This window comes from Pseudomonas sp. UBA6310 (assembly GCF_002438225.1).
GTDB classification, from domain to species: domain Bacteria; phylum Pseudomonadota; class Gammaproteobacteria; order Pseudomonadales; family Pseudomonadaceae; genus Pseudomonas_O; species Pseudomonas_O kuykendallii.
This window is the reverse complement of the sequence record NZ_DJTK01000015.1, coordinates 1-13,390: the sequence shown is the minus strand read 5'-3', so window position 1 is coordinate 13,390 and position 13,390 is coordinate 1. Positions and strand designations below refer to the sequence as shown.

Genomic DNA, 13,390 nt, shown 5'->3' with positions numbered 1-13,390 from the left:
CGCCAATCTGCGCGAGCCGTGGATTCAATGCAACTGCCCGTTGTTCATGCGCTTCACCGCACCGCTGGCGATGAGTTCGGCAAGGGCCGATACGTCCAGCAAGGCGCACATGTGCTCGATCACCGTGCCGGCTAGCCAGGGACGCTGGACGCGCTGGCTGCGCCATTTTATCTCGCTCGGGTCCAGGCGTATCGAGCGACTCACCTGATGCACCGCCAGGCCCCACTCGTACCCCTGCACCGAAATCACATACTGCAGGCCCCGGCGAAAATCGTCGCGATAACGGTCGGGCATCACCCAACGCGCGGTGTCCAGCACCTTCAGGTTGCCGGCCTGCGAAGGCAGGATGCCGAGGAACCATTCCGGTTGCCCGAACAGCGGCGTCAACTCCTGGTCCACGAGCGGGTAGATCGAGCCCAGGCACACCAGCGGCACTGCCAGGGTCAGCCCGGCAACGTCGAACAGCAGGCACTCGAAGGGCTCCTCGGCCCAATCGGGACGCTCGTCGAAATTCAGCGGCGCCGGTACACGCTCGGCACGCTGCTCAAGCTGCAGATCGACCACCGGCTCGACCACGATCACCGGTTCGATCACCGGCGCCTCGATTACCGGCGGCGCCTCGACGACCGCCGCCGGCGGGAGCAGCTCGACGGTCGGCAGTACCAACGGCCGGGGCTCGGCGAAGTCCAGGCGTGCAATCGGCGAAGGTGCACGGGCCGGAGCCACGGCGGGCGCCGGCTGGCGCGCATCGCGGACCTGCTCCTCGAGCACGGCGGCCTGGAACTCGTCGATGGCGACGCTGCTTTCCGGCGCCGTCTCGGGCTCCAACTCGAGCGTGGCTTCCTGCAACAGACCATCCAGGTAGGACTGGAGAGCCAGTTGGGAGCGTGTTGAAGTGGCAGCCGAACGACTCATGAAAAGAATCCGGAGGAATAGGAATAGTCAGTAAAGCCTATCGGCCGCCCTGCCCGCCTACTTGAGCCGTGACGATGAAGAAACCCAGGCATGTCAGGCGACCTGCGCCGCCGCCTGATGCTCGAGCAGATGCTTGAGCAAGGCGCGATAAGCGATGACGCCACGACTCTTGGGGTCGAACTGCGACGGCGTAAGCCCCGCGCGACTGGCATCGCGCAGGCGCGTATCGACCGGAATGTAGGCATGCCACAACTGCTCGGGATAGGCATGGCGCAGCGTGCGCAGCGTCGACATGGACGCCTGCGTCCTGCGGTCGAACAACGTCGGCACGATGGTGTAAGGCAACGCCTGCTTGCGCGAACGGTTGATCATCGCCAGCGTATTCACCATCCGCTCCAGGCCTTTGACGGCGAGGAATTCGGTCTGCACCGGAATGATCAACTGCTGGCTCGCGGCCAGGGCATTGACCATCAACACACCGAGCAACGGCGGGCTGTCGATGATCGCGTGGTCGAAATCCTGAAAAAGCTGCGCCAATGATTTGGCGATCACCAGACCCAAACCGCCCTTGCTCGGCGATTGCCGCTCCAGTGTCGCCAGTGCGGTGCTCGAGGGCAGCAGGGAAATGCGCTCGTGGCTGGTCTCCAGCAGCAGTTCGCGCGGCAGTCCCTGCGGGACCGTGCCCTGATGCAAGAACAGGTCGAAATTGCTGCGATCCAGCGTGTCCGGATCATGCCCGAAGTAGCTGGTCATGGAGCCGTGCGGATCGAGGTCGACGACGACCACGCGCTTGCCGGCGTCGGCCAGCAGGCCCGCCAGGGCGATGGATGAGGTGGTCTTGCCGACCCCTCCTTTCTGATTGGCTACTGCCCAAACTCTCATGGCTGATTTCCTCCCGGCGCGGCTTGCACCGCGCCGAGATTGGCGCCGCCCGGTGGCGGCGACGAAGGATTGACGGCTTCACCGATGGAAGCCCGCGCGTCCTGAGTATTAGCAGGTTGCGTGCCAGCCCGCTTGAGGGCCGCATCCGGTTGCGCCTTGCCACTGCCGGAACCACTGACGCTACGGCGCACATCCAGGTTGCGCGACACCACCAGCACCACCCGGCGATTGCGCGCACGGCCATCCGCGGTGGCGTTGTCCGCGACCGGCTGGAACTCGCCGTACCCCACCGCCGCCATCCGCCCGGGCGCAACGCCCTCCATCGCCATCATCCTCACGATGCTGGCGGCACGCGCCGCCGACAGCTCCCAGTTGGTGGGGAACTGCGCGGTGCGAATCGGCAGGTTGTCGGTGAAACCTTCGACATGCACAGGGTTTTCGTAGGGCGCCAGGATCTTCGCCACCTTCTCGATGATGGAGAAGGCGGCGTCGTTGGGGATTGCATCGCCGCTCGGAAACAGCAGGCTCGAATTGAGGGTGATCTCGACCCACAACTCGTTGCCCCGCACGGTCAGCTGCTCGGTCTTCATCAGGTCGCCAAAGGCGTCGCGAACGTCGTTGGCGATGGTTTCCAGGGGATCGGCAGGCCCGCGCTCCGACGATGAGTCGCTGCCTTCGATATCGTCGGTCAGCGAGCGATCGGGCTCGGTGGTGCGCGGGCGTTCGTCGCCGATGGGAATCGCCTTGATGGAGCGGTCCGGCTGATTGAACGCGCCGACCATGCTGTCCGAGAGCACCTTGTACTTGCCCTCGTTGATCGAGGAGATCGAGTACATCACCACGAAAAAAGCGAACAGCAGCGTGATGAAGTCGGCATAGGAAACCAGCCAACGCTCATGATTCGCGTGTTCTTCGGGGCGACGGCGGCGGGCCATGGGTCAATCCATGAAGCCTTGCAGCTTCAGTTCGATGGAGCGCGGGTTTTCGCCTTCGGCGATGGAAAGGATGCCCTCGAGGATCAGCTCGCGGTAGCGCGACTGGCGCATCGCAACCGAGCGCAGCTTGTTGCTTATCGGCAGCAGCAGCAGGTTGGCGAAGCTCACCCCATAGATGGTGGCGACGAACGCCACGGCGATTCCGCTGCCGAGTTGCGCGGGGTCCGCCAGATTGCCCATGACGTGGATCAGGCCCATCACCGCGCCGATGATGCCGATGGTGGGCGCATAGCCACCGGCGCTCTCGAAGACTTTCGCCGCCTGGATGTCGCGGTCTTCCTGGGTCAGCATGTCGACCTCGAGAATACCGCGGATCGCCTCCGGCTCGGCGCCGTCAACCAATAGCTGCAAGCCTTTGCGCGCGTAGGGATCGGGCTCGGCATCGGCGATCGGCTCGAGTCCCAGCAGCCCCTCCTTGCGCGCCGTCATGCTCCAGCCGACCACGCGATCGACGCCGCCGAACAGGTCGATGCTGGGCGGGAAAATGATCCAGCGCGACACCACCAGCGCCCGCTTGAGCACGCTCATCGGGGTCTGCAGGAAGGAAGCGCCCAGCGTGCCGCCCACGACGATCAGCGCGGCCGGGCCGTTGAGCAGCGCACCGATGTGCCCGCCCTCGATGTAGTTGCCACCGACGATGGCCACCAGCGCCAGGACGATCCCGATGAGACTCAGTGCATCCATCAGATGACGGCCTCGGCCAGATGCCTGCCGATGTCGTCGAGGCCATAGACGGCGTCGGCCAGGTTGGCTTTGACGATCGCCATCGGCATGCCGTAGATCACGCAGCTGGCTTCGTCCTGCGCCCACACCTGGCTGCCGGCCTGCTTGAGCATTCGCGCGCCTTCGCGACCGTCGGCGCCCATGCCGGTCAGGACCACGGCCAGCACCTTGTCGTTGTACGAGCGCGCGGCCGAACCGAAGGTGATGTCGACGCACGGCTTGTAGTTGAGGCGCTCGTCGCCCGGCAGGATTTTCACCGCGCCACGGCCGTCGACCATCATCTGCTTGCCGCCCGGTGCCAGCAGCGCCAGGCCGGGGCGCAGCAGGTCGCCATCCGCCGCTTCCTTGACGGATATCCGGCAGAGCTTGTCGAGACGCTCGGCGAAGGCCTTGGTGAAGGCCGCCGGCATGTGCTGAATGAGCACGATCGGCGCGGGGAAGTTGGCGGGAAGCTGGGTCAGGACCCGCTGCAGCGCGACCGGCCCGCCGGTGGAGGTACCGATGGCCACCAGCTTGTAGGAGCGCCGCTTGGGCGTCGGGCTGCTCGCGCTCGGCGCGGCGGGCGCAGAGTGCGCTGGCGCAGCGGACGGACGAGCAGGCGCCGGTGCGGGATGAGGATGCGCGGACGTCGTGGAGCCGGGTGCGTGGGAATGCACCGGCGCCTGGGCGAAACTGCCCAGCCGACGGTTGCTGCGCGAGATGGTGTGGATCTTCTCGCAGAGCATCTGGCGGATCTTCTCGGGGTTGCGCGAGATGTCCTCGAAGTTCTTCGGCAGGTAATCCACGGCACCGGCGTCAAGCGCATCCAGCGTAACCCGTGCGCCTTCGTGGGTCAGCGAGGAGAACATCAGAACGGGCGTCGGGCAGCGCTGCATGATCGTCCGCACCGCCGTGATGCCATCCATCATCGGCATCTCGTAATCCATGGTGATCACGTCCGGCTTCAGCGCCAGCGCCTGGTCGATCGCCTCACGGCCGTTCGTCGCAGTGCCGACCACCTGAATGTTCGGGTCCGCCGAGAGGATTTCCGTCACCCTCCTGCGGAAGAAACCGGAATCGTCCACCACCAGGACTTTTACAGCCATAACAACTCCTCATGGAACGGGCCGTGACCCGCCCCGAAATCAGATGCGCCGCGCGTAACGCTTGAGCATGCTCGGCACGTCGAGGATCAAGGCGATACGTCCGTCACCCGTGATGGTCGCACCGGCCATGCCGGGCGTTCCCTGAAGCATCTTGCCCAGTGGCTTGATCACTACTTCTTCCTGGCCGACCAACTGATCGACGACGAAGCCGATCCGCTGAGTACCCACCGACAGGATTACCACGTGCCCCTCGACCTGCTCGTCCTGGGCGGCGCGCGGCACCAGCCAGCGCTTGAGGTAGAACAGCGGCAGCGCCTTGTCGCGGACGATCACCACTTCCTGACCGTCGACCACGTTGGTGCGCGACAGGTCGAGATGGAAGATTTCGTTGACGTTGACCAGCGGGAAGGCGAAGGCCTGGTTCGCCAGCATGACCATCAGCGTCGGCATGATCGCCAGCGTCAACGGCACCTTGATGACGATCTTCGAACCCTGGCCCTTGGTGGAGAAGACGTTGACCGTGCCGTTGAGCTGGGAAATCTTGGTCTTCACCACGTCCATGCCGACACCGCGACCGGAAACGTCGGAAATCTCGGTCTTGGTCGAGAAACCGGGGGCGAAGATCAGGTTGTAGCACTCGAGCTCGGTGAGCCGCTCGGAAACGTCCTTGTCCAGCAGGCCTTTCTCGACGGCCTTGGCGCGCAGGACGTTGGCGTCCATGCCTTTGCCGTCGTCGGTGATCATCAGCAGGATGTGGTCGCCTTCCTGTTCAGCCGACAACACCACTCGGCCGGTGCGCGGCTTGCCGGCAGCCTCGCGCTCTTCCGGGGTCTCGATGCCGTGGTCGACGGCGTTGCGCACCAGGTGGACCAGCGGATCGGCCAGCGCCTCGACCAGGTTCTTGTCGAGGTCGGTCTCTTCACCGACCAGTTCCAGGTTGATCTCTTTCTTCAGGTTGCGGGCGAGATCGCGAACCAGCCGGGGGAAGCGTCCGAAGACCTTCTTGATCGGCTGCATGCGCGTCTTCATCACCGAGGTCTGCAGGTCGGCGGTGACTACATCCAGGTTGGAGACGGCCTTGGACATGGCTTCGTCGCCGCTGTTGAGACCCAGGCGCACCAGGCGGTTACGCACCAGCACAAGTTCGCCGACCATGTTCATGATTTCGTCGAGCCGCGCGGTGTCCACGCGCACGGTGGTTTCCGCCTCACTGACCGGACCGGCCTTGTCCGGGTGCGCCGCGGCCGGAGCGGGAGCTGGCGCCGCGGCGGGCTTGGGCGCGGGCTTCTCGGCGGGCTTTTCAACCGGTTTGGCGGCAGGGGCCGCCGCGGGCGGCGGCGCGGGCTTCGCCGGCGCAGCCGCTACGGGGGCGGCCTCCACGGGCGGAACGAACTTGCCCTTGCCGTGCAACTGGTCGAGAAGCGCTTCGAATTCGTCGTCGCTGATGTTGTCGCTCGCGCCGGCGGGCGCGGCCTCTGGCGCAGGCGCAGCGGGTGCGGCATCGACGGGAGGCACGAACTTGCCCTTGCCGTGCAACTGATCCAGCAGGGCTTCGAATTCATCGTCGCTGATGTCGTCGCCCGACGGGGCGGCAGCGGATGCGGCTGCTACGGGCGCGCTCGGTGCGGCGGGCGCAACGGCGGAAACCGGCTTGTCGCCGTGTAGCTGGTCGAGCAGGGCTTCGAACTCGTCGTCGGTGATTTCATCGCTGGCGCTGGCGCTGGCGCTGGCGCTGGCGACCGGAGCCTGGGCGGGTTCGCCGATCGCGCTGAGCAGCTGCTCGAACTCGCTGTCGGTGATGTCGCCCGAAGGCTCTGCAGCCGGCGCCTCGGCCTGAACCACGGGCTCGACTTCGGCAGCGGTCTCCTCAGGAGGCGCCTCGGCCGGCGCTGCGGCAGAAGCCGGGGCGGCCAGACGAGAAAGCGCGGCGAGGAGTTCGCGCGGCGCCGGCGTCGGCGCGGTTCGCTCGCGCACTTCGGCGAACATCGCGTTCACCGCATCGAGCGCCTGCAGCACCACATCCATCAGCTCGGCATCCACGCGGCGTTCGCCCTTGCGCAGGATGTCGAAGACGTTCTCGGCGATATGGCAGCACTCCACCAGCTCGTTCAGCTGCAGGAAACCCGCGCCGCCCTTGACGGTGTGAAAACCGCGAAAGATCGCATTGAGCAGGTTCATGTCGTCAGGGCGGCTTTCCAGCTCCACCAACTGTTCCGACAGCTGCTCGAGAATCTCGCCGGCCTCTACCAGGAAGTCCTGGAGAATCTCTTCATCGGCGTCGAAGCTCATTTCCACCTTCCCATAGGATCTGTTGACGTTTCGTCGCGAACCGCGTTGAGCCGCAGGGACGGGGCGCGTTTTTCGCAGGCCGGCGTCACTCGTCGTTCATCTGGAGCAACCAACTTCTCTCCTCCTTCCTTGCCCTGCGAAAACGCCTAGGTCGTGGCCGTAACCAAAACGTCGACGGGTCCTAGAATCCAAGACTGGATAGCAGATCGTCGACATCGTCCTGACCGGATACGACGTCATCACGCTTATCGGCATGAATCTGCGGACCTTCACCCCGGGAGGACTCTTTTTGTTGTTTTTCTTGCTCGGCACGCAGCCCTTCGTGGTCGTGCTTGATGCCGGCGAAACGATCGACCTGGCTGGCCATGAGCATCAGCTTGAGCAGATTGCTCTCGACTTCGGTGACCAGGGTGGTGACACGCTTGATCACCTGACCGGTGAGGTCCTGGTAATCCTGCGCCAGAAGAATGTCGTTCAGGTGGCCGGAGAGCTTGGCGCCGTCCCGCTCGCTGCGCGCGAGGAACAGCTCGACACGCTTGGCCAGGTCGCGAAAGGCGTCCGCACCGATTTCGCGGCGCATGAAGCGCTGCCATTCGACGCTCAGGCTCTGGGCCTCGTCGGCCATGCCGTTGACCACCGGCGCGCACTCTTCCACCAGATCCATCGTGCGGTTGGCCGCACGCTCGGTCATCGTCACCACGTAGGAGAGACGCTCGGTGGCATCGGAGATCTGCGAGACTTCCTGCGCGTGCGGAACACGGGGATCGAGCTGGAAGTTGACGATGGCATTGTGCAGCTCGCGGGTGAGCTTGCCGACTTCCTGATACAGACCGCGATCGCGGACCTGATTCAGTTGATGGATGATTTGCACCACATCAGCGAAGTTGCCTTTTTCGAGGCTTTCGGTCAGCTGACGGGCGTGGGACTTCAGGGTCGACTCGAAGTCATCGCCCATAGAGATGTTGTCGTGATCCATAGCGCCCTCGAGGCGAACATCAGCCGTTGACCCGCTCGAAGATCTTTTCGATCTTCTCTTTCAGTACCTGGGCCGTGAAGGGTTTGACCACATACCCGTTCACGCCGGCCTGGGCCGCCTCGATGATCTGATCGCGCTTGGCTTCAGCAGTCACCATGAGCACGGGGAGGTGCTTGAGTCGATCATCGGCGCGCACCGCACGCAGCAGATCGATCCCGGACATGTTGGGCATGTTCCAGTCGGTGACCAGGAAGTCGAAGCTGCCGCTGTGCAGCATCGGTAATGCCGTGGTGCCGTCGTCGGCCTCCGCGGTATTGGTGAACCCCAGGTCACGCAGGAGGTTCTTGATGATCCGTCTCATCGTGGAGAAGTCGTCCACGATGAGGATTTTCATGTTCTTGTCCAAGTCGACCTCCGTACAATCCCAAACGCCGCCTCGCAGCGCGCGCCTCGCAAGCGTGAAACCGGCTGCCTCAGTGCGCGCGCCATTCGCCCAGACGTGCCCGCAAACGCGCGGCACACTGGCTGTGCAACTGGCTGACGCGCGACTCGCTGACCCCCAGCACCTCGCCGATTTCCTTCAGATTCAGTTCTTCGTCGTAGTACAGCGAAAGAACCAGCCGCTCGCGTTCCGGAAGATTGGCGATGGCGTCGGCCAAGGCCCCCTGGAAGCGGTCATCCTCCAGATCGCGGGCGGGTTCGTAATGGGTGAAGCTACCGTCCTCGTGCAGGCCCGAACCGTGCTCGCCTTCCTGCAGGAGGTCGTCGAAGCTGAACAGGCGGCTGCCCTGAGTGTCGCTCAGGATGCCGTAGTACTCTTCAAGACTCAATTTAAGTTCGGCCGCAACCTCTTGATCTTTAGCGTCTCTGCCCGTTCTCGCCTCGACGGCGCGGATGGCGTCGCTGACCATGCGGCTGTTGCGATGCACGGAACGCGGAGCCCAGTCGCCCTTGCGCACCTCGTCGAGCATCGCTCCACGGATACGGATTCCGGCGTAGGTCTCGAAGCTGGCGCCCTTGCCCGAGTCGTACTTCTTGGCAGCTTCGAGCAGGCCGATCATTCCGGCCTGCATCAGATCCTCCACCTGCACGCTGGCCGGAAGTCGGGCCAACAGGTGGTAGGCGATCCGCTTGACCAACGGTGCATAACGCTCGATGAGCTGAGTTTGCGAGTCCTTCGCCTGCGATTTGCTGTACATACGAAGTCCACTGGCGGCTGTCATACGGGTGAGTCTGCGGTAGTCGGTTTAACCAGACGCTCGACGAAAAACTCGAGGTGACCGCGCGGGTTGGCCGGCAACGGCCAGGTGTCGACTTTCTGCGCGATCGCCTTGAACGCCAGCGCACACTTGGAGCGCGGAAAAGCTTCATAGACGGCGCGCTGCTTCTGTACGGCTTTGCGCACCGACTCGTCGTAAGGCACGGCACCCACGTACTGCAGGGCGACGTCGAGGAAGCGGTCGGTGACCTTGGTGAGCTTAGCAAACAGATTGCGACCTTCCTGGGGGCTGTGCGCCATATTCGCCAGCACCCGGAAACGGTTCATGCCGTAGTCGCGGTTGAGCAGTTTGATCAGCGCGTAGGCGTCGGTGATCGAGGTGGGTTCGTCGCAGACCACCACCAGCACTTCCTGAGCGGCGCGGACGAAGCTGACCACGCCGTCGCCGATCCCGGCCGCGGTGTCGATGACCAGCACGTCGATGTTGTCGCTGATGTCGCTGAATGCCTGGATCAGACCGGCGTGCTGCATCGGCGTCAGCTGCACCATGCTCTGGGTGCCGGAAGCGGCCGGAACGATGCGCACGCCGCCCGGGCCTTGCAGCAGCACGTCACGCAGGTCGCAGTGACCGTCGATGACATCGGCCAGGGTGCGCTTCGGCGACAGGCCGAGGAGCACGTCGACGTTGGCCAGACCCAGGTCGGCGTCGAGCAGCATCACCCGCCGACCGAGGTCGGCCAGGGCCAGCGACAGGTTGACGGACACGTTGGTCTTGCCAACGCCGCCCTTCCCACCGGTCACCGCGATCACTTGAACTGGATGCAAACTAGCCATTTCTCTCACACCTTGTCTGCGACTGAGGCAGGCAACTGTCTCTCGACGGTCAATTAGCCGACGCGACGCGCCGAGTTGTTGTAGAGGCCGGCGAACATGTCGGCCATTGCATCTTCACTGGGTTCTTCCGGGGCTTGCAGGGCGACGGCGCGGCTCACCAGCTGATGGCTGCGCGGAACGTGCAGATCATCCGGGATTCGCGGGCCATCGGCCAGATAGGCTACCGGCAGACGCTGGCTGATAGCCAGCCCGAGCACTTCGCCCAGGCTGGCCGCCTCGTCCAGCTTGGTCAGCATGCACCCGACCAGGCCGCAGCGCTTGTAGCTATGATACGCGGCCTTGAGCACCTGGCTCTGGCTGGTGGCCGCCATGACCAGGTAATTCTTCGATTTCAGGCCACGGCTGGCGAGCGCTTCGAGCTGCATGCGCAGGGCCGGGTCGTTGTTCGGCAGGCCCGCGGTGTCGATCAGGATCACACGCTTCTTCGCCAAAGGGGCCACGGCCTGGGTCAGCGAGCTGCCCGGGTCGACCTGGGTCACCGAGACGTTGAGGATGCGGCCGAGGGTCTTGAGCTGCTCCTGGGCACCGATGCGGTAGCTGTCCATGCTCACCAGCGCGACGTGCTGGGCGCCGTACTTGAGCACGTAGCGCGCCGCCATCTTCGCCAGGGTGGTGGTCTTGCCCATGCCGGCCGGGCCGACCAGAGCGATCACGCCGCCCTCTTCCAGCGGCTCCTGGGCCGGGGTCTTGATCGCGTGGGCCAGGTAGGCGAGAACCATGCGCCAGGCCTGACGCGGCTCCTGCACCTGGCCGACCTTGTCCAGCAGCGCGCGGGCGATTTCCGCCGGCAGGCCGAGGCGTTGCAGACGGCGCCAGAGGTTGGCCTGCTGCGGACGCTGACTCTGCATCTGGGTCCAGGCGAACGAGCCGAGCTGCACTTCGATCAGTTCACGCAGGCCGTTGAGTTCGTGGCGCATGGCATCCAGCGCACGCGAATCGCCGGCCGGAGCCGTGGCCATGGCGGTCGGCTGTGCCGGAGCCTGCGGACGCGCGGTGACCTTGGAGGTCGGCAGCTCGGGGGCAACCAGCGGTTCGTTGGCGAACAGCTGGCGGTCCTTGACCACTTCGCCAGCGGCGCGCACGGCCAGTTCGGCGTGGGCCGACGCGATCTTCGCCTGGGTCTTGCGCAGCTCGGCCTCAAGCTCAGCGTTCGGCTGGCGAACCGGCTCGGACGGCATCTGGTAGTCGAGCGCGGCAGTCAGCTCCACGCCGCCGGCAACCCGGCGGTTGGCGATGATCGCGGCATCCGCCCCGAGCTCATCACGAACCAGCTTCATGGCTTGACGCATGTCGGCGGCGAAGAAGCGTTTCACTTGCATGGCCTGTTAACCTCAGTTTTGTCCCACGGTGGCGACGATGGTGACCTGCTTGTTGTCCGGGATTTCCTGGTAGGCCAGTACGTGCATGTTCGGCACGGCCAGTCGAGCAAACCGCGAGAGCATCGCCCGGATCGGACCGGCCACCAGCAGGATCGCCGGCTTGCCCATCATCTCCTGACGCTGCGCCGCTTCCACCAGGGAACGCTGCAGCTTCTCGGCCATGCCAGGTTCGAGGAGGATGCCATCCTCGGAGCCCTGACCGGCCTTGTGAAGACTATTGAGCAATATCTGTTCCAACCTTGGGTCGAGCGTGATGACAGGCATCTCCGGCTCTAGTCCCACAACGGTTTGCACGATTGAGCGGGCCAGCGCGACGCGTACCGCTGCAACCATGGCGGCGGGATCTTGACTCTTCGCAGCGACGTTCGCGATGGCTTCGGCGATGGTGCGGATGTCGCGTACCGGAACCTGTTCGTTGAGCAGCGCCTGCAGCACCTTGAGCAGCGTGGACAGCGAAATCATCCCCGGCACCAGCTCTTCGGCCAGCTTCGGCGAGCTCTTCGCGAGCAGTTGCAGCAGTTGCTGGACTTCTTCGTGACCGAGCAGCTCGTGGGCGTGCTTGTTCAGCACCTGGTTGAGGTGCGTGGCGACCACGGTGCTGGCGTCGACCACGGTGTAGCCAAGCGATTGCGCCTGGTCGCGCTGGCTGGGGTCGATCCAGACCGCCTCCAGGCCGAACGCCGGATCTTTGGCGGCGATGCCGTTGAGGCTACCGAATACCTGGCCGGGGTTGATCGCCAGTTCGCGATCGGGATAGATCTCCGCCTCGGCGACGCTGACGCCCATCAGCGTCAAACGATAGGCGTTGGGCAGCAGGTCGAGATTGTCGCGGATGTGCACCGACGGCATGAGGAAGCCCATCTCCTGGGAGAGCTTCTTGCGTACCCCCTTGATCCGCGCCAGCAGCTGTCCACCCTGGTTGCGGTCGACCAGCGGGATCAGCCGATAGCCCACCTCCAGGCCGACCATGTCCACCGGGGTGACGTCGTCCCAGCCGAGCTCCTTGGTTTCCTGCGCGCGCTGGGCGGGGATCAGCTCCTGCTGGCGGGCGGTTTCCTGGACCTCGGCTTCCTTGGCCTTGTTAGCCTTGTTCCAGATCATGTAGGCGCCACCCGCGGCGATCAGGCCCAGGCCGATGAAGGGTACGTGCGGCATGCCGGGAACCAAGCCCATGGAGACCATGATCAGCGCCGATACGGCCAGTGCCTTGGGCGAGGTGAACATCTGCCGGTTGACCTGCTGGCCCATGTCCTCGGAACTGGACACGCGGGTCACCATGATCGCGGCGGCGGTCGACAGCAGCAGCGACGGAATCTGCGCGACCAGGCCGTCACCGATGGTCAGCAGTGCGTAGATGCGGCCGGCATCGCCGAACGACAGGTCGTGCTGGAGAATGCCGATGCCCATGCCGCCGATGAGGTTGATGAAGAGGATCAGCAGGCCGGCGACGGCGTCACCGCGGACGAATTTGCTGGCACCGTCCATCGAACCGTAGAAGTCGGCTTCCTGACCCACTTCCTGGCGGCGCAGCTTGGCTTGCGCCTGGTCGATGATGCCGGCGTTGAGGTCGGCGTCGATGGCCATCTGTTTGCCCGGCATGGCGTCGAGGGTGAAGCGCGCGCTCACCTCGGAAATACGCCCGGCACCCTTGGTGACCACCACGAAGTTGATGATCATCAGGATCGCGAACACGACCACGCCGACCACGTAGTTGCCGCCGACGACCACGTCGCCGAAGGCCTGGATCACCTTGCCCGCGGCGTGGTGACCTTCCTGGCCGTGAAGCAGCACGACGCGGCTGGAGGCCACGTTCAACGCCAGACGCAGCAGCGTAGAGACCAGCAGGATGGTCGGGAAAACCGCGAAATCCAGCGGTCGCAACGCGTACACGCTGACCAGCAGAACGACGATCGACAGGGCGATGTTGAAGGTGAAGAACACATCCAGGAGGAAGGCAGGCACCGGCAGGATCATCATGCCGAGCATCACCAGTACCAGCAGCGGCACCCCAAGGTTGCCACGGCCGGCGCCGA

Annotated in this window: 12 protein-coding genes; all 12 read right to left on the bottom strand. The window is 64.5% G+C overall.

Annotated features, from left to right (window positions below; genetic code table 11):
• Nucleotides 1-24: 24 nt before the first annotated feature.
• Entirely contained in the window at nt 25-915 is an 891-nt protein-coding gene (locus B3E91_RS02705) for a CheW domain-containing protein (RefSeq protein WP_287028251.1), read from the bottom strand.
• 93 nt (nt 916-1,008) lie between these two features.
• A complete protein-coding gene (locus tag B3E91_RS02700; protein WP_090229523.1) occupies nt 1,009-1,797 on the bottom strand; it encodes a ParA family protein in 789 nt (262 codons plus the stop codon).
• A complete protein-coding gene (gene motD, locus B3E91_RS02695) occupies nt 1,794-2,732 on the bottom strand; it encodes a flagellar motor protein MotD (RefSeq protein WP_090229526.1) in 939 nt (312 codons plus the stop codon). The genes B3E91_RS02700 and motD overlap by 4 nt, the downstream gene beginning before the upstream one ends.
• Nucleotides 2,733-2,735: 3 nt before the next feature.
• Complete coding sequence (locus B3E91_RS02690; protein ID WP_090229528.1) at nt 2,736-3,476, bottom strand: flagellar motor protein; 741 nt, start codon at nt 3,474-3,476, stop codon at nt 2,736-2,738.
• Nucleotides 3,476-4,600: a protein-glutamate methylesterase/protein-glutamine glutaminase gene (locus B3E91_RS02685; RefSeq protein WP_282338259.1), complete on the bottom strand. Its 1,125-nt coding sequence runs from the start codon at nt 4,598-4,600 to the stop codon at nt 3,476-3,478. The genes B3E91_RS02690 and B3E91_RS02685 overlap by 1 nt, the downstream gene beginning before the upstream one ends.
• A 39-nt stretch (nt 4,601-4,639) precedes the next feature.
• Nucleotides 4,640-6,889 carry a chemotaxis protein CheA gene (locus B3E91_RS02680; RefSeq protein ID WP_287028250.1) on the bottom strand — a complete coding sequence of 750 codons (2,250 nt, stop codon included), beginning with the start codon at nt 6,887-6,889 and terminating at the stop codon, nt 4,640-4,642.
• Nucleotides 6,890-7,070: 181 nt separating this feature from the next.
• Entirely contained in the window at nt 7,071-7,865 is a 795-nt protein-coding gene (locus B3E91_RS02675; RefSeq protein ID WP_090229536.1) for a protein phosphatase CheZ, read from the bottom strand.
• 19 nt (nt 7,866-7,884) lie between these two features.
• The gene (locus tag B3E91_RS02670; protein ID WP_175534363.1) at nt 7,885-8,259 is read right to left on the bottom strand and encodes a chemotaxis response regulator CheY; all 375 of its coding nucleotides are present in this window, start codon (nt 8,257-8,259) and stop codon (nt 7,885-7,887) included.
• 79 nt (nt 8,260-8,338) lie between these two features.
• Nucleotides 8,339-9,088: an RNA polymerase sigma factor FliA gene (gene fliA, locus B3E91_RS02665; RefSeq protein ID WP_273229290.1), complete on the bottom strand. Its 750-nt coding sequence runs from the start codon at nt 9,086-9,088 to the stop codon at nt 8,339-8,341.
• Nucleotides 9,085-9,918 carry a flagellar synthesis regulator FleN gene (gene fleN, locus B3E91_RS02660; protein ID WP_090229545.1) on the bottom strand — a complete coding sequence of 278 codons (834 nt, stop codon included), beginning with the start codon at nt 9,916-9,918 and terminating at the stop codon, nt 9,085-9,087. The genes fliA and fleN overlap by 4 nt, the downstream gene beginning before the upstream one ends.
• Before the next feature lie 53 nt (nt 9,919-9,971).
• The gene (gene flhF, locus B3E91_RS02655) at nt 9,972-11,297 is read right to left on the bottom strand and encodes a flagellar biosynthesis protein FlhF (protein ID WP_287028249.1); all 1,326 of its coding nucleotides are present in this window, start codon (nt 11,295-11,297) and stop codon (nt 9,972-9,974) included.
• Nucleotides 11,298-11,309: 12 nt separating this feature from the next.
• On the bottom strand, nt 11,310-13,390 hold a 2,081-nt coding region (gene flhA, locus B3E91_RS02650), incomplete at its 5' end, for a flagellar biosynthesis protein FlhA (protein ID WP_287028248.1).